Origin of the sequence: Streptomyces cinereoruber (assembly GCF_009299385.1) — a bacterium.
Taxonomy (GTDB): Bacteria; Actinomycetota; Actinomycetes; order Streptomycetales; family Streptomycetaceae; genus Streptomyces; species Streptomyces bikiniensis.
In genome coordinates this window covers 2,028,391-2,049,428 of record NZ_CP023693.1, presented here as the reverse complement: position 1 = coordinate 2,049,428, position 21,038 = coordinate 2,028,391, and the positions used below count along the sequence as shown (strand labels likewise).

16 protein-coding genes and 1 tRNA gene are annotated in these 21,038 nt (G+C 71.2%); 8 read left to right on the top strand and 9 right to left on the bottom strand.

Annotated elements, in window-relative coordinates; genetic code table 11:
• Positions 1–154: 154 nt before the first annotated feature.
• The gene (locus tag CP977_RS09030) at positions 155–1,915 is read right to left on the bottom strand and encodes a glycoside hydrolase family 35 protein (protein ID WP_062756567.1); all 1,761 of its coding nucleotides are present in this window, start codon (positions 1,913–1,915) and stop codon (positions 155–157) included.
• A gap of 143 nt (positions 1,916–2,058) precedes the next feature.
• On the opposite strand from CP977_RS09030, the gene CP977_RS09025 reads away from it, so the two are divergent.
• From CP977_RS09025 to CP977_RS09000, 5 genes are all read left to right on the top strand, one after another.
• Positions 2,059–2,946: an AraC family transcriptional regulator gene (locus CP977_RS09025; protein ID WP_062756568.1), complete on the top strand. Its 888-nt coding sequence runs from the start codon at positions 2,059–2,061 to the stop codon at positions 2,944–2,946.
• An 11-nt stretch (positions 2,947–2,957) separates the two neighbouring features.
• The gene (locus CP977_RS09015) at positions 2,958–3,347 is read left to right on the top strand and encodes a chorismate mutase (RefSeq protein WP_208421721.1); all 390 of its coding nucleotides are present in this window, start codon (positions 2,958–2,960) and stop codon (positions 3,345–3,347) included.
• Positions 3,348–3,444: 97 nt separating this feature from the next.
• Entirely contained in the window at positions 3,445–5,931 is a 2,487-nt protein-coding gene (gene pepN / locus CP977_RS09010; RefSeq protein ID WP_152369884.1) for an aminopeptidase N, read from the top strand.
• Positions 5,932–6,061: 130 nt separating this feature from the next.
• Positions 6,062–7,447, top strand: a complete 1,386-nt coding sequence (locus CP977_RS09005) for a pyridoxal phosphate-dependent decarboxylase family protein (protein ID WP_109185718.1) — start codon at positions 6,062–6,064, stop codon at positions 7,445–7,447.
• Entirely contained in the window at positions 7,444–8,925 is a 1,482-nt protein-coding gene (locus tag CP977_RS09000) for a lysine N(6)-hydroxylase/L-ornithine N(5)-oxygenase family protein (protein WP_152369883.1), read from the top strand. The genes CP977_RS09005 and CP977_RS09000 overlap by 4 nt, the downstream gene beginning before the upstream one ends.
• A 13-nt stretch (positions 8,926–8,938) precedes the next feature.
• Here the strand turns inward: CP977_RS09000 and CP977_RS08995 are convergent, their stop codons facing one another.
• Positions 8,939–10,747 (bottom strand): bifunctional metallophosphatase/5'-nucleotidase, encoded by a 1,809-nt coding sequence (locus tag CP977_RS08995; protein WP_062756571.1) that lies wholly within the window; start codon positions 10,745–10,747, stop codon positions 8,939–8,941.
• A gap of 271 nt (positions 10,748–11,018) precedes the next feature.
• Here CP977_RS08995 and pyk point away from each other — a divergent pair, with 271 nt between their 5' ends.
• Positions 11,019–12,446 (top strand): pyruvate kinase, encoded by a 1,428-nt coding sequence (pyk, locus tag CP977_RS08990; RefSeq protein ID WP_152369882.1) that lies wholly within the window; start codon positions 11,019–11,021, stop codon positions 12,444–12,446.
• A 49-nt stretch (positions 12,447–12,495) separates the two neighbouring features.
• Entirely contained in the window at positions 12,496–13,257 is a 762-nt protein-coding gene (locus tag CP977_RS08985; protein ID WP_062756573.1) for an isocitrate lyase/PEP mutase family protein, read from the top strand.
• Positions 13,258–13,261: 4 nt separating this feature from the next.
• Here CP977_RS08985 and CP977_RS08980 read toward each other — a convergent pair whose 3' ends face one another.
• Together CP977_RS08980 and CP977_RS08975 are read right to left on the bottom strand one after the other, a co-directional pair.
• Positions 13,262–14,035 carry a transcriptional regulator gene (locus tag CP977_RS08980; protein ID WP_152369881.1) on the bottom strand — a complete coding sequence of 258 codons (774 nt, stop codon included), beginning with the start codon at positions 14,033–14,035 and terminating at the stop codon, positions 13,262–13,264.
• A 110-nt stretch (positions 14,036–14,145) separates the two neighbouring features.
• Positions 14,146–14,219 (bottom strand) — tRNA-Leu (locus CP977_RS08975).
• A 100-nt stretch (positions 14,220–14,319) separates the two neighbouring features.
• Here CP977_RS08975 and CP977_RS08970 point away from each other — a divergent pair.
• Positions 14,320–14,979, top strand: coding sequence for an ANTAR domain-containing response regulator (locus CP977_RS08970; protein WP_062756575.1), 660 nt, complete (start codon positions 14,320–14,322; stop codon positions 14,977–14,979).
• Positions 14,980–15,073: 94 nt separating this feature from the next.
• On the opposite strand, the gene CP977_RS08965 is transcribed toward CP977_RS08970, so the two are convergent.
• The 5 genes from CP977_RS08965 to CP977_RS08945 form a co-directional block, all read right to left on the bottom strand.
• Positions 15,074–15,790 carry an ABC transporter ATP-binding protein gene (locus CP977_RS08965; protein WP_062756576.1) on the bottom strand — a complete coding sequence of 239 codons (717 nt, stop codon included), beginning with the start codon at positions 15,788–15,790 and terminating at the stop codon, positions 15,074–15,076.
• Positions 15,787–16,803: an ABC transporter ATP-binding protein gene (locus CP977_RS08960; RefSeq protein WP_152369880.1), complete on the bottom strand. Its 1,017-nt coding sequence runs from the start codon at positions 16,801–16,803 to the stop codon at positions 15,787–15,789. The genes CP977_RS08965 and CP977_RS08960 overlap by 4 nt, the downstream gene beginning before the upstream one ends.
• Positions 16,804–16,807: 4 nt before the next feature.
• Positions 16,808–18,541: a branched-chain amino acid ABC transporter permease gene (locus CP977_RS08955; protein WP_152371537.1), complete on the bottom strand. Its 1,734-nt coding sequence runs from the start codon at positions 18,539–18,541 to the stop codon at positions 16,808–16,810.
• A gap of 5 nt (positions 18,542–18,546) precedes the next feature.
• Positions 18,547–19,479: a branched-chain amino acid ABC transporter permease gene (locus tag CP977_RS08950; protein ID WP_062756578.1), complete on the bottom strand. Its 933-nt coding sequence runs from the start codon at positions 19,477–19,479 to the stop codon at positions 18,547–18,549.
• Positions 19,480–19,614: 135 nt separating this feature from the next.
• The gene (locus CP977_RS08945; RefSeq protein ID WP_062756579.1) at positions 19,615–20,856 is read right to left on the bottom strand and encodes a branched-chain amino acid ABC transporter substrate-binding protein; all 1,242 of its coding nucleotides are present in this window, start codon (positions 20,854–20,856) and stop codon (positions 19,615–19,617) included.
• Positions 20,857–21,038: the final 182 nt, after the last annotated feature.

The following is a 21,038-nucleotide window of genomic DNA, read 5'->3' as shown; positions in this document are numbered from 1 at the left end:
CGGGGCGGCCTCGGCCCCGGAGCACCCCTCCCGTGCACCGGGCCGGTGTGGGCCGGCCCGGTGTGCACGCGCCTCCTCCCGGGAGGGCAGGGGACCCATGAGGCGGGCCACTTCGACGGCGAACGACACGCGCCCCCTCCCGGGAGGGCAGGGATCACACCGGGTCCAGCACCACCCCGGACCCCGCCTCCCCCTCCAGCTCCAACACCCACACCTCGTTCGCCCCCTCCCGCAGCACCGGCCCCGGCACGAACAGCGCCTCCTGCGGGCCTGCCGACCAGTAGCGGCCCAGGCAGAAGCCGTTCACCCACACGAAGCCCCGGGTCGCGCCCGGCAGCCGCAGCACCGCGTCCCCCGCGCCCGCCACGTCGAGGACCGCCCGGCAGAGCCCCGGACCGCCGTGGCCCGCCACCGGCCCGAACGGCACCTTCCCGACCGCCGCCGTCCCGAACGCGTCCAGCCGCAGCGCCCGCGCCCGCACCCCGTGCACGTACTGCCGCTCGTGCCGCACGCCCCCGGTGATCCCCTTCGGCTCCGCGAGCCGCGGCCCGTAGTTGACCCGCCCCAGGGACTCCACCCACAGGTCCACCACCGCCGGACCCGCCACCGGCTCCGCGAGCGCCACGTCCTCCCCGCCGCCCGTGTCCAGGGCCCCCGCGAGGACCCCGTCCACGTACACCACCGCCCGGTCCCGCAGCCCCGTCACCCCCAGCGGGTACGGCTGCCGGGGGCCCGGCACCGCCACCCGGTAGCGGACCAGGCCCCGGTCCACGCCCAGCTCCTCGAAGGTCGGCGGCACCACCGCCACCACCTCCCCGTCGCCGAGGACCTCCAGGACCGCGTCCAGCGGCGCCCGCCCCTCGAAGCCGGCCCGCACCGGGGCCGCGAGCCGGGCCGGGGGCTCCGGCACCTCCGGCAGCGGCCCCTCCGCGTACTCCGCGAGGACCTCGCGGAAGCGCCAGAACTTCTCCGTCGGCCGCCCCGCCTCGTCCACCGGAGCGTCGTAGTCGTACGAGGTCACCGTCGGCCGCAGCGGCCCGTCGTGCAGCTCCCCGTCCCGGTTCGCCCCCGCCCAGCCGCCGAAGTTCGTCCCGCCGTGCGCCATGTACACGTTGACCGAGGCCCCGCACTCCAGGATCTCCCGCAGCGCCGCCGCCGCGTCCGCCGCGTCCCGCACCGCGTGCTCCGTGCCCCAGTGGTCGAACCAGCCGCACCAGAACTCCATGCACATCAGCGGCCCCGACGGCTGGTGCCGCCGCAGCGCCGCGAAGCCCTCCCGCGCCCCCGAACCGAAGTTCGCCGTCGCGAGCACCCCCGGCACCGAACCGCCCGTCAGCATGTGGTCCTCCGGGCCGTCCGACGTGAACAGCGGCACGCTCACCCCGCACTCCCGCAGCAGCCCCGCCAGCCACTCCAGGTACTCCCCGTCGCTGCCGTAACTCCCGTACTCGTTCTCCACCTGCACCAGGACCACCGGACCGCCCCGGTCCACCTGCCGGTCCACCACCTGCGGCAGCAGCCGCCGGAACCAGGCCTCCACCGGCGCCAGGAACTCCGGGTCCCGGGTCCGCACCCGCCGCCCGAGCGGCCCGGTCAGCCAGTGCGGAAGCCCGCCGTTCTCCCACTCGGCGCAGATGTACGGCCCCGGGCGCACGATCGCCCGCATCCCCGCCCGCCCCACCGCGTCCAGGAACCGGCCGAGCGCCGCCACGTCCCCGTACCGGCCGGGCTCCGGCTCGTACAGGTTCCACGGGACGTACGTCTCGACGCAGTCCAGGCCCATCGCCCGCAGCATCCCCAGCCGGTGCTCCCAGTGGCCCTCGTGCACCCGGAAGTAGTGCAGCGCCCCCGAGAGCAGCCGCACCGGCCGCCCGTCGAGCAGGAAGTCCTCGTCACCCACAGCGAACGTGCTCATGGGCACCACCTCACCCCCTGGCGGCGAACCCGTCCATGGACAAAGATCGTCGCAGTTTGGACGTTAGGGCCCGTCCGGCGGACCGGGGTCGGACAGGCCCCGGGATCCGCCCGCACGAGGTCCTGGGGAAGGGACACCACCGCATGTACCACACCTGGATGCGCTACTTCACGCCCGGCCCCGTCCACCACCGCCTCGGCCTCGTCTGCCTCGGCGTCGGACTCCAGCACGGCACCCTGCCCACCGTCGGACCCCGCACCCTCGACCACCACGTGGCCGTCGTCGTCTCCGCCGGCGGCGGCTGGTACCGGGGCGCCGACGGACGCCGCACCGCCGTCACCGCCCCCGCCCTGATCTGGCTCACCCCCGGCACCCCCCACCACTACGGCGCCGACCCCGGCACCGGCTGGGACGAGGCCTTCGTCGACTTCTCCGGACCCGCCGCCGCCACCTACACCGAACTCGGCTACATCGAACCCGACCGGCCCGTCGTCCCCCTCTCCGACGCCGCCCCCGCCCGCGCCGCCATCACCCGGATCGCCCGCGCCGCACGCCCCGGCAACCCCCTCCTGGAGGTCGAGACCGGCGCCGCCGTCCACGAACTCCTCGTCGCCCTGCGCCGCGCCCGCGCCGACACCAACGCCGACGGCGACCCCGTCCTCACCGCCCTCGCCCGCGACGCCTTCCAGCCCCTCTCCGTCGCCGAACACGCCGCCCGGCACGGCATGACCCCCGCCGAACTGCGCACCGCCGTCCGCCGCGCCGCCGGCTGCAGCCCCAAGGACTACCTGCTCACCGTCCGCCTCGGCCGCGCCAAGGAACTCCTCGCCGCCACCGAACTGCCCGTCTCCGCCGTCGCCCGCCGCGTCGGCTACGACGACCCCGCCTACTTCTCCCGGCTCTTCACCCGCCGGGTCGGCACCGCCCCCATCCGCTTCCGCGAACAGCAGGGGCGGTCCGTGCCCGGCGGCTGGAGCAACCGCGTCCCGGATCCCGAACACCCGCCGACGATCCCCCCGCGCTCCGTCTAAGCTCGCAGGTCATGAGCGACTCCACCCCGACCTCCGCACCGACCCCGACCTCCGCACCGACCCCGGCCCCCGCGTCGACCCCGACCGCCGAAGAGGCCCCGGCCACCGACGCGGCCGTGCGCGCCGAGCTGACCCGGCTGCGCGACAGCATCGACAACATCGACGCGGCGGTCGTGCACATGCTCGCCGAACGCTTCAAGTGCACCCAACAGGTCGGCGTCCTCAAGGCCGAGCACCAGCTGCCGCCCGCCGACCCCGCCCGCGAGGCCCGCCAGATCGCCCGCCTGCGGGAACTCGCCGAGAGCGCGAAACTGGACCCCGCCTTCGCGGAGAAGCTCCTGAACTTCATCATCGCCGAGGTCATCCGCCACCACGAGACGATCGCGGACGGAACGCGCTGACGGAACGCGCCGGAGGGGAGCCCCCGCAGGTCACGCCCCGGCAAGGTTCTCCCCTCACCCCTGCCGGAGGCTCCGGGCATCGGGCAGCATAGGGCCCATGTCCGTACTGACGCGCGACGAAGCGCAGACCCGTGCCCAGCTCCTCGACGTCCACCGCTACCGGGTGGACCTCGACCTCACCACCGGCGACGAGACCTTCGAGTCCACCAGCACCGTCCGATTCACCGCCCGCGCCGCCGGGGACACCTTCGTCGAGCTCAAGCCCGCCACCCTGCACTCCGCCACCCTCGACGGAGCGCCCCTCGACCCCGCCGCCCTCGACGGCAACCGCCTCCCGCTGAGCCTCACCGAGGGCGAGCACGAGCTGCGGGTCACCGCCACCATGCGCTACTCCCGCACGGGCGAGGGCATGCACCGCTTCACGGACCCCACCGACGGCGAGTCCTACGTCTACACCCAGCTCTTCATGGAGGACGTCCAGCGCGTCTTCGCCGCCTTCGACCAGCCCGACCTCAAGGCCGTCTTCGAGGTCGCCGTCACCGCCCCCGACGACTGGACCGTCCTCGCCAACGGCATCACCGAACGGCAGCCCGACGGCACCTGGAAGGCCGCCCCCACCCCCCTCCTCTCCACCTACTTCGTCTGCGTCGCCGCCGGCCCCTGGCACTCGGTCCGCACCGAGCACGCCGGCCTCCCCTTCGGCATCCACTGCCGCCGCTCCCTCGCCCCCCACCTCGACGCCGACGCCGACGAGATCCTCGCCGTCACCAAGGCCTGCTACGACCGGTACCACGAGAAGTTCGACGAGCCGTACCCCTTCGACTCGTACGACCAGGCCTTCGTCCCCGAGTTCAACGCCGGCGCCATGGAGAACCCCGGCCTCGTCACCTTCCGCGACGAGTTCGTCTTCCGCTCCGCCGTCACCGTCACCGAACGCCAGACCCGCGCCATGGTCATCGCCCACGAGATGGCACACATGTGGTTCGGCGACCTCGTCACCCTCCGCTGGTGGGACGACATCTGGCTGAACGAGTCCTTCGCCGAGTACATGGGCTACCAGACCGTCAACGAGGCCTGCTCCGACCTCTTCCCCGACACCTGGATCGACTTCGGCGTCACCCGCAAGGCCTGGGGATACGAGGCCGACCAGCGGCCCTCCACCCACCCCGTCGCCCCCGACCCCGAGGCCGTCCCCGACACCGCCTCCGCCCTCCTCAACTTCGACGGCATCTCCTACGCCAAGGGCGCCTCCGCCCTCCGCCAGCTCGTCACCTGGCTCGGCGAGAAGGACTTCCTCGCCGGCATCAACATCCACTTCAAGCGGCACAAGTTCGGCAACGCCACCCTCGCCGACTTCATCGACAACCTCGCCGCCGCCACCGACCGCGACGTCCACGGCTGGGCCGAGCAGTGGCTGCGCACCACCGGCGTCGACACCCTCACCCCCCGCCTCGACGGCGAGGGCCTCCACTGGAACCTCACCGTCGACCGCGCCGGCACCCGCCCCCACCGCATCTCCGTCGGCGTCTACGACCGCGACCCCTCCGGCGACCTCGTCCTGCGCGAACACCGCGAACTCGACGTCCCCCAGGACGCCCCCGCCGCACTCACCGGCCCCCGCCCCGCCCTCGTCGTCCTCAACGACGGCGACCTCACCTACACCAAGCTCCGCTTCGACGAGGTCTCCGCCGAGTCCGCCCTGCGCGGCCTCTCCCGCGTCCCCGACCCGCTCACCCGCGCCGTCGTCTGGAACGCGCTGCGCGACCAGGTCCGCGACGGCGACCTCGCCCCCGCCGACCACCTCGCCGTCGCCGGCGCCCACCTCGCCGAGGAGACCGAACTCGCCCTCGTCCAGGGCGTCCTGGCCTTCGCCCGCCACCAGATCGCCGACCGGTACGGCCCTGCCGACCAGCGCCCCGCCGCCCTCGCCACGATCAGCGGGATCGCCCGCGCCCTGCTGCGCCGCACCGAGGACGGCGAAGCGCCCGGACTGCGCCTCACCGCCGTCCGCGCCTTCGTCGACAGCGCCACCACCCCCGACAAGATCGCCTCCTGGCTCGACGAGGGCACCGTCCACGGCGGCCCCGAACTCGACCCCGAACTGCGCTGGCGCATCCTCGCCCGGCTCGCCGTCCTCGGCGCCACCGACGAGGCCGCCATCGCCGCCGAACTGGAACGCGACCCCAGCGCCACCGGCCGGGAGGGCGCCGCCCGCTGCCGCGCCGCCCTGCCCGACCCCGAGGCGAAGGCGGCCGCCTGGTCCGCCCTCTTCGACTCCGACGACCTCTCCAACTACCTCTTCACCGCCACCGCCCAGGGCTTCTGGCAGCCCGAACAGGCCGACCTCGTAAGCGAGTACGTGCCCCGCTTCTACGAGGCGGCCGTCGCCCTCGGCGACCGGCGCGGCCCCGCCATGGCCGAGGCCGCCGGCCGCTACGCCTTCCCCGCGTACGCGGTCGACGCCGACTCCCTCGCCCTCGGCGAACGCCACCTGGCCGACACCCCCATGATCCCGGCCCTCCGCCGCAAGCTCGTCGACCAGCTCGACGACCTCCGCCGGGCCCTGAAGGTCAGGGAAGGCTGAGCCTGACGTGGTGCGGGGACCCCTGGTCCCCGCACCACCCGCTCCCGAAACACCATCCCGTGTCCCCCGTTCGGGTCACACCCCCGCACTCTCCGGACAAACGCCCGCACCCCCCGGCACCCTGTCGTCCATGCGTGCCGCACCCCCACCCCTCGCCGGAGGCGCCCCCGGCGCCGACGCCCTGCGGCCCCTCCTGGGCGCCGTCCTCGACGCCCTGCGCGCCGGGGCCGAGGAGCGGGGCGGGCCCCTCCCGGCCGGGGGACCGGAAGCCGTGGCACGCCGTACGGCGGCACTCGGAGCCGTACTCCCCGAGACCGGAACCGGCCCCGACGAAGCCCTCCGCACCCTCGTCCACGCCCTCGCCGCCGGCGCCGCCGACCCCGCCGACCCGCTCTGCGCCGCCCACCTCCACACCCCGCCCCTCGCGCTCGCCGCCGCCGCCGACCTGGCCGCCTCCGCGCTCAACCCCTCCATGGACTCCTGGGACCAGGCCCCCGCCGCCTCCGCCCTGGAGACCGGGGTCACCGCCGCGCTCGCCGCCGAGGTGTTCCCGGACGCCCCCCGCCCCGACGCCCTCGTCACCACCGGCGGCACCGAGTCCAACCAACTCGCCCTCCTCCTCGCCCGGGAGCGCCACACCGGGGAAGGCCCCCTCCGCACCGTCGTCGGCGCCAACGCCCACCACTCCTTCCGGCGCGCCGCCTGGCTCCTCGGCCTCCCCGCCCCCGTCGTCGTCCCCACCCCGCGCGGCACCCTCGACCCCGAAGCCCTGGACGCGGCCCTGACCGCCACCCCCGGCCCGCTCCTCGTCGCCGCCACCGCCGGCACCACCGACGAAGGCCTCGTCGACCCGCTGCCCGCCCTCGCCGACGTCTGCGCCGCCCACCGCGCCGACCTCCACGCCGACGCCGCCTACGGCGGCCCCCTCCTCTTCAGCCGCACCCACCGCCGGCTCCTCGACGGCCTCGACCGCGCCCGCACCGTCACCGTCGACCTGCACAAACTCGGCTGGCAGCCCGCCGCCGCCGGACTCCTCGCCGTCCGCGACACCGCCGACCTCGCCCCCCTCGCCCACACCGCCGACTACCTCAACGCCGACGACGACACCGACGCCGGCCTCCCCGACCTCCTCGGCCGCTCCCCCCGCACCACCCGCCGCCCCGACGTCCTCAAGGCCGCCGTCACCCTCCGCGCCCTCGGCCGCACCGGACTCGGCGCCCTCGTCGACACCTGCATGGACCTCGCCCAGGACCTCGCCGACCGCATCGAGAAGACCCCCGCCCTCGACCTGCGCGCCCGCCCCGCCCTCACCACCGTCCTCTTCCGCCCCCACGACGCCGACGACACCGCCGTCGCCGCGATCCGCCGCACCCTCCTCACCGACGGCCGGGCGGTCCTCGGCCGGGCCCGCGCCGACGGCCGCCTCTGGCTCAAGGCCACCCTCCTCAACCCCCACGCCACCCCCGGCGACCTGGACCAGCTCATCACCCTCGTGGAAGGCAGCGCGCACCGATGACCGGCACCACCCCCGAACAGGACACCGACCGGCCCCCGCACCCCCGGGACACCCCGGCCCCCGACCACCCCCACGGGCAGCGGCCCGACGCCGACCGCCCCCACGACCTCGTCGGCATCGGCATCGGCCCCTTCAACCTCTCCCTCGCCGCCCTCGCCCACGGCGTCCCCGGCGGCCTCTCCACCGCCTTCTACGAACAGCGCCCCGCCTTCCACTGGCACCCCGGACTCCTCATCGACGGCGCCACCCTCCAGGTCCCCTTCCTCGCCGACCTCGTCACCCTCGCCGACCCCGCCAGCCCCTGGACCTTCCTCAACTACCTGAAGAGCCGCGAACGCCTCTTCCCCTTCTACTTCGCAGAGAAGTTTCACATCCACCGCGCCGAGTACGACGCCTACTGCCGCTGGGCCAGCGAACGCCTCCCCGGCCTCCACTTCGGCCACCAGGTCGACTCCGTCCGCTGGAACCCCGAACGCCGCCTCTTCGAGGTCGACTACACCCAGATCGACCCCGACGGCGAAGCCGAAGCCCTCGGCCGCTCCTACACCCGCAACGTCGTCCTCGGCGTCGGCACCGCACCGTACGTCCCCGAACCGCTCCGGCCCCTCGCCGACGCCCCCGGCGTCCCCGTCGTCCACTCCGCCGACTACCTCACCCACCGCGACACCCTCCTCGCCGCCGGACACGTCACCGTCATCGGCTCCGGCCAGTCCGGCGCCGAGGTCTTCCTCGACCTCCTGCGCGCCCGCCCCGCCGGAGCCGAGGGCATCCACTGGCTCACCCGCACCGAGGCCTTCGCCCCCATGGAGTACTCCAAGCTCGGCCTGGAGCACTTCACCCCCGACTACACCCGCTACTTCCACGCCCTGCCCGAACAGGTCCGCGACGACCTCGTCCCCCGCCAGTGGCAGCTCCACAAGGGCATCGACGACGCCACCATCACCGCCATCCACGACGAGCTCTACCGCCGCACCCTCCACGGCGGCTGGCCCGACGCCGTCCTCACCCCCGGCGTCCGCGTCCGCACCGCCGGCCGCGTCGCCACCACCCGCATCGAACTGCACCTCGAACACGTCCAGCAGTCCGCCCGCACCCGCCTCACCACCGACGCCGTCGTCCTCGCCACCGGCTACCGCGAACGCCCCCTCGACCGCCTCCTCGCCGGCCTCGACCCCTACGTGCGCCACGACTCCGCCGGACGCCCCCGCGTCGACGAGCACCACCGCCTCGTCCTCGACCCCTCGATCACCGGAGCCGTCCACGTCCAGAACGCCGAACGCCACACCCACGGCGTCGGCGCCCCCGACCTCGGCCTCGCCGCCTGGCGCAGCGCCACCATCCTCAACGCGATCACCGGCAAGGAGCCCTACCCCCTCCCGCGCCGCACCGCCTTCACCAGCTTCGGCCTGGAAACACGAGAGGCGCCCGGCATTCCGGCCCAGGGCCGGAAGCTGACGCCTCTCGCACAGAACATCTAGGACGTACGACGTACTAGAACACCGGCACGCCGTCCCGGGTCAGCCGCCAGTCCACCGACGCGAACTGCCCCGGGTCGACCGTCCCCCTCGCCTGCACCCACCGGATGATGGTGTTCCGGATCTCGTCCGAGTCCGCCCACAGCTGCGGCGCGTTCGCCACGTGCGGGAACGCGCCGCCACCGCTCGCCCGGTAGTTGTTCACCGCGAGCACGAACTTCGCCGCCGGGTCGACCGGCCTCCCCTCGAAGGCCAGGTTCACGATCCGCGCCCCGGCCTCCTTCGCGATGTCGATCTCGTACGTCAGACCCGACACCGCGTCGTAGTTGTAGTCCGGCGTGCCGTCCGCGTTCGTCAGCTTCGCCGTGTCCACCGGAGCCCCCGCCGGGGTCCGCACGTAGTACCGCGCCGAGAACTCCAGGTAGTCCTTCAGCTGCGCACCCGTCAGCAGCCGCGCTTCCAGCGTGTTCTCGAACGGGTACAGTCCCGCCGCGTCCTTGATCGTGACCTGACCGGCCGGGATCCGGGCCGTACGCGAGAAGCAGGAGGCCTGCGACAGCACCGGCAGGCCCGCGTACGCACCACCCGCGAGCGCCGCCTTCACCGTCTCCGCCTGCACCACGTTGATCAGGTCGATGATCGGCTCGTCCTTCCACGGCGCGTCGGCCGTGGTCATCGCCGCCGTCGAGGTCCCGATGACCTGGTTGACGTACGCGACGACCTTCCGGTGCTCGTCCGAGAGCAGCCGCACGATCTTCCGGTCCTCCTCCACCGTGTTGGAGTTCAGGACCTGCGCACCGACCTTCTCGACCGTCCAGCGGCCCTTCTCCCACACCAGGTCGAAGTCGAAGAGGGTGAGGCGCTGACCCCACTTCAGCGGCTCGGAGAGCACGACGTCCTTGCCCGTCTTCTCGTTCGCCACCCGGTACTCGGGGATCTCGGTGTGCGCGTGCCCCACGAGGATCGCGTCGATGCCCGGCACCTGCTCGGCCACGAGCCCGGCCGCGTTCTCCACGTACGGCAGCTGGTCACCGTACGAGGACGTGCCGCTGGAACCGGAGTGCGCCGACACGACCACCACGTCCGCGCCCATCGACCGCAGCTTCGGCACCCACTTCGCCGCCTGCTCCTCCAGGCCCGGGAAGACCATCTTCCCGCCGACGTTCGCCTTGTCCCAGATCGCGATCCCCGGGTTGGTCAGCCCGAGCACGGCCACCTTCACGTCCCGGCCGCACGGCGTCCGCAGCCGGTGCATGCTGTACGGCGCGAACGCCGGCCGCAGCGTCTTCGCGTCGAGCGCGTTGGCACCGAGCAGCGGGAAGTCGCACTGCTCCTCGAACTTCCGCAGCACCGGGATGCCGTAGTTGAACTCGTGGTTCCCGAGGGCGGCGGCGTCGTAGCCGATGGCGTTCATCGCCTGCGCCATCGGGTGCACCGGGCCGCGTCGCGCGGTGATCGGGTCCACCTTGGCGTAGTAGTACGACAGCTGGGTGCCCTGGATGGTGTCACCGGCGTCGATGAGGAGGGTGTTGCGCCGCCCCTTCTCCTTCCGCACCCGCTCCACGAGCGTGGAGATCTTGGCGAGGCCGACGTCGTTGTGCGCCTTGTCGTCGAACTCCTTGTCCGTGAAGTAGTCCCAGTTGAAGACGTTGCCGTGCAGGTCGGTCGTCCCCATGACGGTGAAGGAGTACCGCCGGGCCGGCTTCGGGCGGTGTCCGTGCCCGGGGCCGTGGGCCTCGGCGGGGGCGACGGCCCCGGCGGTGAGGGCGGCCCCTGCTCCGACGGCCACGGAGCCCTCCAGGAACGTCCGGCGGTTCAACGGCATGTGCTTCTCCTTGGTCCAGTGGCGTCGCTCAGGTGCACAACGCGCGTAGATTCTGGCCCAGGAGGCCCGCCCGCAACAGGTCTCGCGGGTTACGGAGTGGAAAAGTGTTCGACGCGCGCGGGCCGGAAACAGCCGGAAAGGAAGCCGAAAACGCTCATCGGAGCACCCCTACGCACAGATTCAAGTCTTGTCAACAACCTTTCACGGAAAGGACGTTGAGTAGTCATGACAGTCCGATTCGCTACTGATGGGTAAGCCCTAGGCTCGTCCCATGCGCCGAGCGAAAATCGTTTGTACCCTTGGGCCCGCCACCGAAACATACGACCAGATCAAGGCATTGATCGAGGCCGGAATGGACGTCGCCCGCCTCAACCTCAGCCACGGCACCTACGCCGAACACGAGGACCGCTACCAACGCGTCCGCAAAGCCTCCGACGAAACCGGCCACAGCGTCGGCGTCCTCGCCGACCTTCAAGGCCCGAAGATCCGCCTCGGCCGCTTCCGCGAAGGCCCCGTACTCCTTGAACGCGGCGACGAATTCACCATCACCGTCGAACCCGTCGAAGGCGACCGCCACACCTGCGGCACCACCTACACCGGCCTCGCCGACGACGTCGCCACCGGCGAACGCATCCTCGTCGACGACGGCCGCGTCACCCTCGAAGTCACCGCCGTCGACGGACCCCGCGTCCGCACCCGCGTCATCGAGGGCGGCATGGTCTCCGACCACAAGGGCCTCAACCTCCCCGGCGTCGCCGTCTCCGTCCCCGCCCTCTCCGACAAGGACATCGAAGACCTCCGCTGGGCCCTGCGCACCGGCGCCGACGTCATCGCCCTCTCCTTCGTCCGCAGCGCCCGCGACATCGAGGACGTCCACCGCGTCATGGACGAGGAAGGCCGCCGCCTCCCCGTCATCGCCAAGATCGAGAAGCCCCGGGCCGTCGAGAACATCGAGGAGATCGTCGCCGCCTTCGACGGCATCATGGTCGCCCGCGGCGACCTCGGCGTCGAAATGCCCCTCGAACAGGTCCCGATCGTCCAGAAGCGCGCCATCAAACTCGCCAAGCGCAACGCCAAACCGGTCATCGTCGCCACCCAGATGCTCGACTCCATGATCGACAACTCCCGCCCCACCCGCGCCGAGGCCTCCGACGTCGCCAACGCCGTCATCGACGGCACCGACGCCGTCATGCTCTCCGGCGAGACCAGCGTCGGCCGCTTCCCCGTCGAAACCGTCCGCACCATGAGCCGCATCGTCGAAGCCGCCGAGGAAGACGTCCTCGCCAAGGGCCTCCCCCCGCTCACCGAACGCAACAAGCCCCGCACCCAGGGCGGAGCCGTCGCCCGCGCCGCCGCCGAGATGGGCGACTTCCTCGGCGCCAAGTTCCTCGTCGCCTTCACCCAGTCCGGCGACACCGTCCGACGCCTCTCCCGCTACCGCTCCCCGATCCCCCTCCTCGCCTTCACCCCCGACCCCGCCACCCGCTCCCAGCTCAACCTCACCTGGGGCGTCGAAACCTTCCTCGGCCCCCACGTCGACTCCACCGACGCCATGGTCGCCCAGGTCGACGAAGAACTCCTCCGCATCGGCCGCTGCGCCAAGGGAGACACCGTCGTCATCACCGCCGGCTCCCCGCCCGGCGTCGCCGGCTCCACCAACCTGGTCCGCGTCCACCACATCGGAGACCCGCTGACATAGCCCCGCGCCTCCACGTTGCTCACGGCGATCCGGGGGTAGCGTCCCCGACATGGACCTTCGCACCGTCACCGAGCGCGCCCGACGCCTCGAGCAACTGCACGCCGACCACAAGCCGCTCGTCCTGCCGACCGTCTGGGACGTCTGGTCCGCACGGACGGCGGCCGACGCCGGATTCCCCGCGCTGACCATCGGCAGCCACCCCCTCGCCGACTCCCGCGGAGCCGACGACCACGAGGGCCAGACCTTCGAGGACGTACTCGCCGCCGTCCGACCGATCGCCGCCGCGGTCGACGTCCCCGTCTCCGTCGACCTGGAGGCCGGCTACGGACAGAAGCCCGCCGACCTCATCGCCGGACTCACCGAGGCCGGCGGCGTCGGCCTCAACATCGAGGACACCGTCCACTCGGACGGCGGACGCGTACGCGACACGCAGGAACACGCGCACTACATCGCCGACCTGCGCGCGGCGGCCGACGACGCGGGCATCCCCGTCTGGATCAACGGCCGCACCGACCTCTTCCTGCACGCGGACGACCCCTCCGCCGTCCTCGACCAGGCGATCGAACGCCTGCGGGCCATGGAACGGGCCGGCGCCGACAGCGTCTACCCGGTGGGCATCCAGGACGACGACGACCTGCTCACGGCGGTCGTCGCCGCGGTCACCGTCCCCGTCAACTCCACGGCCCACCCCGTCAAGCACGACCTCGCCCGCTTCCGCCGCCTCGGCGTCGGCCGCGTCACCTACGGCCCGCTGCTGCAGTTCGCCCTCACGGACGCGATGAAGGACATGCTGAAGCCCTGGGCACCCTAGATCGTCACCGCTTGGACCCCACGTGAGGGTCCATGAGCGCGACGGAGGCCCTACGAGCGACGGACACGTTGTAGGGCCTCCCGCCGCGACTGCAGTGCGTCCACTCGACGCCGAGCCCATCGAGGGTGTCGGTGTAGAGCCTCCGGATGTCGTCCGAGACGTTGGTGAAGAAGTACCGGGGGTACTCGTACCGCTTCCGCTCGCCGTTCACGACACGGGTGGCCCAGTTGATGATCCGACACCCGTCGGAGTGGACCAGCCCGCGAACGAACTCCCAGGGTCGATCGTCGACGATCGCCTGCTGCCAGGGTCCGAGGGCGATCTCCCGTTCGTGCTTCTTGCCGGGGCCGTGTTGGGGAAAGAGGCATTTCCAGTGGCGACCGTAACTCGTGACCATGACGCACCCTTGTTTCTGCAGCACGCAGGCACTCCCCGTGGACTGTACGGCCAGGACTGCCGAGCGGCACGCTTCGATCAGTCCGGGCCAGGCGTCCGCGCAGGCGATGCGGAGGTAATGGCCGCCCCGGGGATGATCACTGATGCAGCCGTCGCCCAGGTGGAGCCCGAGCAGATAGGCGTACGCAGCGATGTCGTCCGGCGGCCCGGGGAGCGGACGGCATCTCGGGCATGGTCCGTCCATACGGCGAAGGGGCTCGGGACACGTCTGCCAGGTGCGCAGTGCGGCTCGGGAGATGCCGGTCTGTTTGCTCACGGAGTTGAGGCTGCGTCCGCTGTCGAGGAGGGCGAGAGCGTGCGCACGCGCTGCGAGAGCGTACATGGGTGCGAGCTTTGTGGAAGTCGCATCGGGCCGCGCTGGATTTGAAACCACGCTCACCTGTGTGAGTGAACGGCAGTTGGCATGACCAGGCATTGGAATCGAAGGGAAAGTGCCCCGAGTGGGATTCGAACCCACGCTGTATGGTGTTTGAGACCATCGCCTCTAACCGCTGGGCTACCGGGGCATCCTTCGAAACGAAGGTCATGGGCAACCTGCCGTGCCTCAAACATACAGGACCTAGGTAGGCTCATGTAGCAGTAGCTGCCCTGCAACGAGGAGCCCCCGTGACCGCCCCCGAGTCGCCCCAGCCCGCCGACGACGCCGAGGCGCCGCACGTTCCGCCGCTGACGACCCGTGTCGTCATCGCCGAGGACGAGGCCCTGATCCGTCTCGACCTCAAAGAGATGCTCGAGGAAGAAGGCTACACGGTCGTCGGCGAGGCCGGGGACGGCGCCAAGGCCGTCGAGCTCGCCCGTGAGCACCGCCCCGACCTCGTCATCCTCGACGTGAAGATGCCCGTCCTCGACGGCATCTCGGCCGCCGAGAAGATCGCCGGCGAGTCCATCGCCCCCGTCCTCATGCTCACCGCCTTCTCGCAGCGCGAGCTGGTCGAGCGGGCCCGGGACGCCGGTGCCATGGCGTACCTGGTGAAGCCGTTCAGCAAGAGCGACGTGGTGCCGGCCATCGAGATGGCGGTCTCCCGGTTCGCGGAGCTGCGGGCGCTGGAGAAGGAGGTCGCGGACCTCTCGCAGCGGTTGGAGACCCGGAAGCTGGTGGACCGGGCGAAGTCGGTCCTGCAGACCCAGTACGGCCTGACGGAGCCGGCCGCGTTCCGCTGGATCCAGAAGACGTCGATGGACCGCCGGATGTCGATGCAGCAGGTCGCGGAGGCGGTCATCGAGGACGCCGAGGAGAAGAAGGCGGCCAAGAACAAGGAGCAGTGAGCGGCTCCGTACGTACGGGAGAAGGCCCGCCCCCACGGCGTTGTGGGGGTGGGCCTTCGGCTTCCGTGGGTACGGAGAGGGTGTACGGAGGGGGTCAGTCCTCGCCGAGGTACGTCTTGCGGACGTCGTCGTTGACGAGGAGGTCCTGTCCGGTGCCGGACAGCTTGATGGTGCCGACCTCCAGTACGTAGCCGTAGTCCGAGAGGGAGAGGGCGGCCTGCGCGTTCTGCTCGATGAGCAGGATCGTCATGCCCTCGGACTTCAGGGTCTCGATGGTCTCCATGATCTTCTGCATCATGATCGGGGAGAGGCCCATGGACGGCTCGTCCAGCATCAGCAACTTGGGCTCGGACATGAGGGCCCGGCCCATCGCGAGCATCTGCTGCTCACCGCCGGAGAGGGTTCCGGCGGCCTGCTTGCGACGCTCGCCCAGGATGGGGAAGAGGTCGTAGGACTTCTGGATGTCCCGCTCGATGCCGGCCTTGTCCTTGCGGAGGAAGGCGCCGAGCCGCAGGTTCTCCTCGATGGAGAGCCGGGGGAAGATGTGGCGTCCCTCGGGGGAGTGGGCCAGGCCCAGCGAGACGACCTTGTGGGCCGGGATGCCGTTGAGCTCCTGGCCGTCGAAGGTGATCCGGCCCGCGGTGGGCTTGATCAGGCCCGAGAGGGTGCGCAGGGTGGTGGTCTTGCCGGCGCCGTTGGTGCCGATCAGGGCGACGACCTGGCCCGCCTCGACGGAGAAGGAGATGCCCTTGACGGCCTCGATCTTGCCGTAGGCGACCCTGAGGTCCTCGACCTCCAGAAGCGCGGTCACTTGGAGTCTCCTTCGGTGGTGCTGTTCGCGTCGCCGGAGCCGGCTTCGGCGGGGGTGCCCGCGTCGTCCGCCGGGTCCGCGTCGTCCGTGGCCGCGTCGTCCGCGTCCGTTTCCGGGGCCGGGGCCTGAGCCGGAACAGCGGTCGGGGCGGGGGCGGCGGTGCCGTGGGCGTGGGCCTCGGCGACCTCGACCTCGGCGGCCTCCTCCGCGCCGGGCGCGCCCTCGTAGGGGGTGCCCAGGTAGGCGGCGACGACGCGTTCGTCGTTCTGGACGACCTCGGAGGTGCCCTCGACGAGCTTCTCGCCCTGGACGAGGACGGCGACCCGGTCGCACAGCTTGAAGATGAACTTCATGTCGTGCTCGATGACCAGGACGGCGATGCCGAGGTCGCGGATGGCGAAGACGAGTTCCTCGGTGGTGCGGGTCTCGCTCTGGTTCATGCCGGCGGTCGGCTCGTCGAGCAGGAGCAGGCCGGGGTCGCTGGCGAGGGCGCGGGCGATCTCCAGCTTGCGCTGCTCGCCGTAGGGCAGGTTCCGGGCGAGGTGTTCGGCCTTGGGGGCGAGGCCGACGAACTCCAGGAGTTCCATGGCCCGTTCCCGGGAGGCGGCTTCGGCCTTCTTGAAGCCGGGGCCGCGCAGGAGGGCGGACCAGAGCCCTTCCTTGGTGCGGGTGTGGCGGCCGACGAGGACGTTCTCCAGGACCGTCATGTTGGAGAAGAGACGGATGTTCTGGAAGGTGCGGGCGATGCCGGCCTGGGTGACCAGGTGGGGCTTCGGGGGGAGGACGGTCCCCTTGTAGCTGACCTGTCCTTCGGTGGGGACGTACAGGCCGGTGAGGCAGTTGAAGAAGGTCGTCTTGCCGGCGCCGTTGGGGCCGATGAGTCCGACGATCTCGCCCTCGCGGACGGTGAGGTTGACGTCGCGGACGGCGGTGAGGCCGCCGAAGCGCATGGTCACCCCGCTGGCGTCGAGGACGGTGGCGGCCGTGGCGGTGTCCTTGGTGATGGTGGTCATGGCGTCACGCCCCTGCCTTCGCCGTGCCGACGCCCGACTCCTCGGAGGGTCGTGGTTCCGGTACGGCGGGCTGCTCGTCGTTCTCGTGGAATTCCAGCTTCGCGCGCTTGTTGGCGATCAGGCCCTCGGGGCGGAAGCGCATGAGCAGGATCAGCGCGACGCCGAAGCCGAGGAGCTGGTAGTCCTGGAGGAACTGCAGCTTGGCCGGGATCAGGAAGAGGAGCGCGGAGCCCAGGATGGGTCCGTTGATGGTGCCCATGCCGCCGAGGATGACGGCGGCGAGGAGGAACGCGGAGTTCGGCGGCACGGGGCCGGCGAAGACGTAGTTCTCGGGGACGACCGTGGTGTTGACGTGGGCCTGGACGGTGCCGGCGAGGCCGGCGAGGGCGGCGCCGAGGGCGAAGGCGACGAGCTTGACGCGGAAGCCGTTGATGCCCATGGCGGTGGCGGCGGTCTCGTCCTCGCGGATGGCGACCCAGGCGCGGCCGATGCGGCTGTTGGCGGCGCGGGAGAAGACGATGATGACCAGGGCCATGACCAGGATCATCAGCAGGTAGTAGTTGGCGTAGGCGCCGAGTTCGATGCCGAGGACCGTGTGGGACTCGCCGAAGTTGTAGCCGAAGAACTCCAGCTGGGGGATGTTCGGGATGCCGTTGGGGCCGTTGGTGATCTTCGGTCCGGAGGTGCCGTCGAGGTTGCCCATGGCGATGCGGAAGATCTCTCCGAAGCCGAGGGTGACGATGGCGAGGTAGTCGCCGCGCAGGCGCAGGGTGGGTGCGCCGATGATCACGCCGAAGACCAGGGAGGCGGCCATGCCGGTGAGCGCCGAGGCCCAGAAGGGGAACTGGACGCCGAAGGCGGAGGAGGTGGCGCCGGAGACCAGGGCGGCGGTGTAGGCGCCGACGCCGAGGAAGGCGACGTATCCGAGGTCGAGGAGGCCGGCGAGGCCGACGACGATGTTCAGGCCGAGTGCGACGGTCGCGAAGATCAGGATGTTGACCGCGATCAGGGTGTACGTGTCGCCGCTCTGCTGGATGAAGGGGAAGGCGATGGCCGCGGCGAGGCTGGCGGTGACGGTGACCTGGCGGTTCCGTGCGGTGATCGCCGAGACGCGGGCGAGGAGGCCGGACTTGATCAGGGCGGTGGCGGTGAAGCCGACGAGGATCAGGTAGGCGATGAAGAGCTGGGGCTCGGAGTCGTCGGTGTCGATGCCGAAGGTGACGACGAAGAGGCCGATGGCGAAGACGACGACGATGAGCAGGATCTCGGCCCAGGAGGGGAGCTCCTTGGCGGGGGAGGCCTTGCGGGTGTCGTCGGGGAGCTTGTACGCGGCGATCGCGGCGAGGGCGGCGGCGAGGACGGCGACGCCGGCGCCGGGCTCCAGGTCCACCAGGGCCCCGAGCTCGACGATGATCGCGAGCGCGGTGAAGAGGGTGGTGGCGAAGGTGCCGAGGGCCAGGATCCACGTGGCCTTGCGGGCGCCGGTGGGGGTGAGCCAGCCGAGGCCCTTGATGCCGAGCGCGGAGAGCGCGTGGGCGGCGGTGAGGACGGCTCCGACGAGGGTGAGGAGCTGGAGTTCGGCCGGGTAGCCGTAGACGGTGAGGTTGCCGGGGAAGGCGGTGGTCCACGTCCAGGCGAGGAAGGTGCTGGCGACGGTGGCGATGCTGCCGCCGACGACGGTCCACAGGAGTGCGGTGGACTTCGGTGCGGCCGGGTTCTTGGGCAGGTTTTCGGTCATGGTGCTCACGCCCTGTCCGCGACGCGTTCGCCGAGCAGGCCCTGGGGCCGCACGAGGAGTACGAGGATGAGGAGGACGAAGGCCCACACGTTGGCCCAGGCGCCGCCGCCGAGCTGCTGCATGCCGGGGACGTCCTCGATGTAGGCGATCGAGAGGGACTCGGCGATGCCGAGGACGACGCCGCCGACCATGGCGCCGTAGATGTTGCCGATGCCGCCGAGGACGGCCGCGGTGAAGGCCTTGAGGCCGAGGATGAAGCCCATCTCGAAGTTGATCTGGCCCTTGTCGACGCCGTAGGCGACGGCGGCGACGGCGGCGAACGCGGCACCGATGGCGAAGGCCATGACGATGATGCGGTCGGTGTTGATGCCCATCAGCTTGGCGGTGTCGGGGTCCTGTGCGGTGGCCTGCATGGCGCGGCCGCTGCGGCTCTTGGAGACGAAGACGCCGAGGGCGAGCATGCACAGGGGTGCGAGGGCGAGGACGAAGGCGTCGGCGCGCTGGATCGAGAGGTTTCCGGCGATCTGGAAGGCTTCGCCCTTGAATTCGGGGAAGCTGACGGCCTTCTTGGCGTCCGGGTAGAACTGCCAGACGATCTGCTGGAGGGCGATGGACAGGCCGATCGCGGTGATGAGGGGTGCGAGTCGGGGAGCGCCGCGCAGGGGGCGGTAGGCGAAGCGCTCGGCGGCGGTGGCGACGGCCACGGAGGCTATCGCGCCACCGACGATCATGAGCGGTATCGCCACCAGCAGGGACGTGCCGCTCGGGAGAGCGGTGTAGGTGGTGAGGGCTCCGAAGCCCCCGATCATGAAGATCTCGCCGTGGGCGAAGTTGATGAGCTGGACGATGCCGTAGACCATGGTGTACCCGATGGCGATGAGGCCATAGAGGGCACCGAGGGCCAGGCCGTTGGCCAGCTGTTGCGGCAGTTCGTGCACCGCAGGCCTCCGATGAGCTTGTCGGATAAGACTCCGCGCGAGGGCGCTGTTTGCGCCCTCGCGCGGCTTGGGTCAGGTGGTACGGGGTTCCGGCCGGGGCCGGGCGGTGACCTCAGGGGTTACCGGACTGCGGGACTACTGGTTGAAGGTGTCGCTCTTGACGTCGATCCACTTGCCGCCCTCGACCTTGTAGACCGTGAGCTGCTTGTTGGTGGTGTCGCCGAACTCGTCGAAGGAGACCTTGCCGGTCACGCCGTCGAAGGAGACCTTGCCCAGGGCCTCGGTGACCTTGGCGCGGGCGTCGGAGGGGAGCTTGCCGCTGTTGGCGGCGACGACGGCCTTGACGGCCTGGATGATGGCCCAGCCGGCGTCGTAGGAGTAGCCGCCGTAGGCCGCGTACGGGTCCTTGTAGCCACCGGCGTTGTAGTCCGCGATGAACTTCTTGGCGGTGTCGAGCTTCTCGACGGGGTAGCCGATGGAGGTGGCGAGGTCGCCGTCGTTGGCCTCGGCGGAGGCGCTGATGAAGGCGGGGTCGTAGATGCCGTCGCCGCCCATGACGGGGATCTTGGCGCCGGTCTTCTTGATCTGGTCGGAGAGCAGGCCGCCCTCGGGGTACTGGCCGCCGAAGTAGACGGAGTCGGCGCCGGAGGACTTGACCTTGTCGGCGGTGGCCGAGAAGTCGGTCTCCTTGACGGTGACGTGGTCGGTGCCGACGACCTGGCCGCCGAGGCGCTTGAACTCGTCGCTGAAGATCGCGGCGAGGCCGGCGCCGTAGGTCTGCTTGTCGTCGACGACGTAGACCTTCTTCTTGCCGGCGTCCTTGAAGAGGTACTGGGCGGCGAACTTGCCCTGGACCACGTCGGTGGCGGCGGTGCGGAAGTAGGTGGCGAAGGGGCGCTTGTACTCGCCCTTGCCCCAGTTGTCGCCCTGGCTGAGCGCCGGGTTGGTGTTGGCGGGGGAGACCTGGGCCAGCTTGGCGGCGGCGAAGACGCCCTGCATCTGCTGGGAGACGCCGGAGTTCAGGGGGCCGACGACGCCGAGGACGTCCTTGTTGCCGACCAGTTTGGTGGCGTTGGCCTGGCCGGAGGCGGGGACGGCCTGGTCGTCCAGGGCCTCGATCTTGAAGGTGACGCCGGGAACCTCGTTGTTCTTGTTCGCGGTCTTGACCGCGAGGTCCACGGAGTTCTTGATGCCCTGGCCGAGGGCGGAGAGCGAGCCGGTCAGGGGGGCGTCGACGCCGATGACGACGGTCGTGGTGCTACCGCCACCGTTTCCGTCGCCGGAGCTGCCCTTGTCGTCGCGCGAACCGCAGGCGGTGAGGGTGAGCGCTCCGGTGGTGAGCACACTGGTGAGGATGAGGAGTGAACGGTGTCGCACGAAGAATCCTTTCCCTGGCGCGGCCCCCTCGAGCTGAGGCGGTGCCGTGAAGCTGTGTAGCTAGAGGTGCCGTTTTCGATGCCGGGCCGTACTGGATCGAACGGGGCCGTGCAGTGGAAGCGCCCGGCGGCGCGGTGACTGGCCGTGACTCTAAGCGCAGGTGGGGAGGGTCGGGGAGCGCC

Coding starts and splice junctions, on each gene's coding strand:
- CP977_RS09030 (WP_062756567.1), bottom strand. CDS start 1,915: ATGAGCACGTTCGCTGTGGGTGACGAGGACTTCCTGCTCGACGGGCGG.
- CP977_RS09025 (WP_062756568.1), top strand. CDS start 2,059: ATGTACCACACCTGGATGCGCTACTTCACGCCCGGCCCCGTCCACCAC.
- CP977_RS09015 (WP_208421721.1), top strand. CDS start 2,958: ATGAGCGACTCCACCCCGACCTCCGCACCGACCCCGACCTCCGCACCG.
- pepN (WP_152369884.1), top strand. CDS start 3,445: ATGTCCGTACTGACGCGCGACGAAGCGCAGACCCGTGCCCAGCTCCTC.
- CP977_RS09005 (WP_109185718.1), top strand. CDS start 6,062: ATGCGTGCCGCACCCCCACCCCTCGCCGGAGGCGCCCCCGGCGCCGAC.
- CP977_RS09000 (WP_152369883.1), top strand. CDS start 7,444: ATGACCGGCACCACCCCCGAACAGGACACCGACCGGCCCCCGCACCCC.
- CP977_RS08995 (WP_062756571.1), bottom strand. CDS start 10,747: ATGCCGTTGAACCGCCGGACGTTCCTGGAGGGCTCCGTGGCCGTCGGA.
- pyk (WP_152369882.1), top strand. CDS start 11,019: ATGCGCCGAGCGAAAATCGTTTGTACCCTTGGGCCCGCCACCGAAACA.
- CP977_RS08985 (WP_062756573.1), top strand. CDS start 12,496: ATGGACCTTCGCACCGTCACCGAGCGCGCCCGACGCCTCGAGCAACTG.
- CP977_RS08980 (WP_152369881.1), bottom strand. CDS start 14,035: ATGTACGCTCTCGCAGCGCGTGCGCACGCTCTCGCCCTCCTCGACAGC.
- CP977_RS08960 (WP_152369880.1), bottom strand. CDS start 16,803: ATGACCACCATCACCAAGGACACCGCCACGGCCGCCACCGTCCTCGAC.
- CP977_RS08955 (WP_152371537.1), bottom strand. CDS start 18,541: ATGACCGAAAACCTGCCCAAGAACCCGGCCGCACCGAAGTCCACCGCA.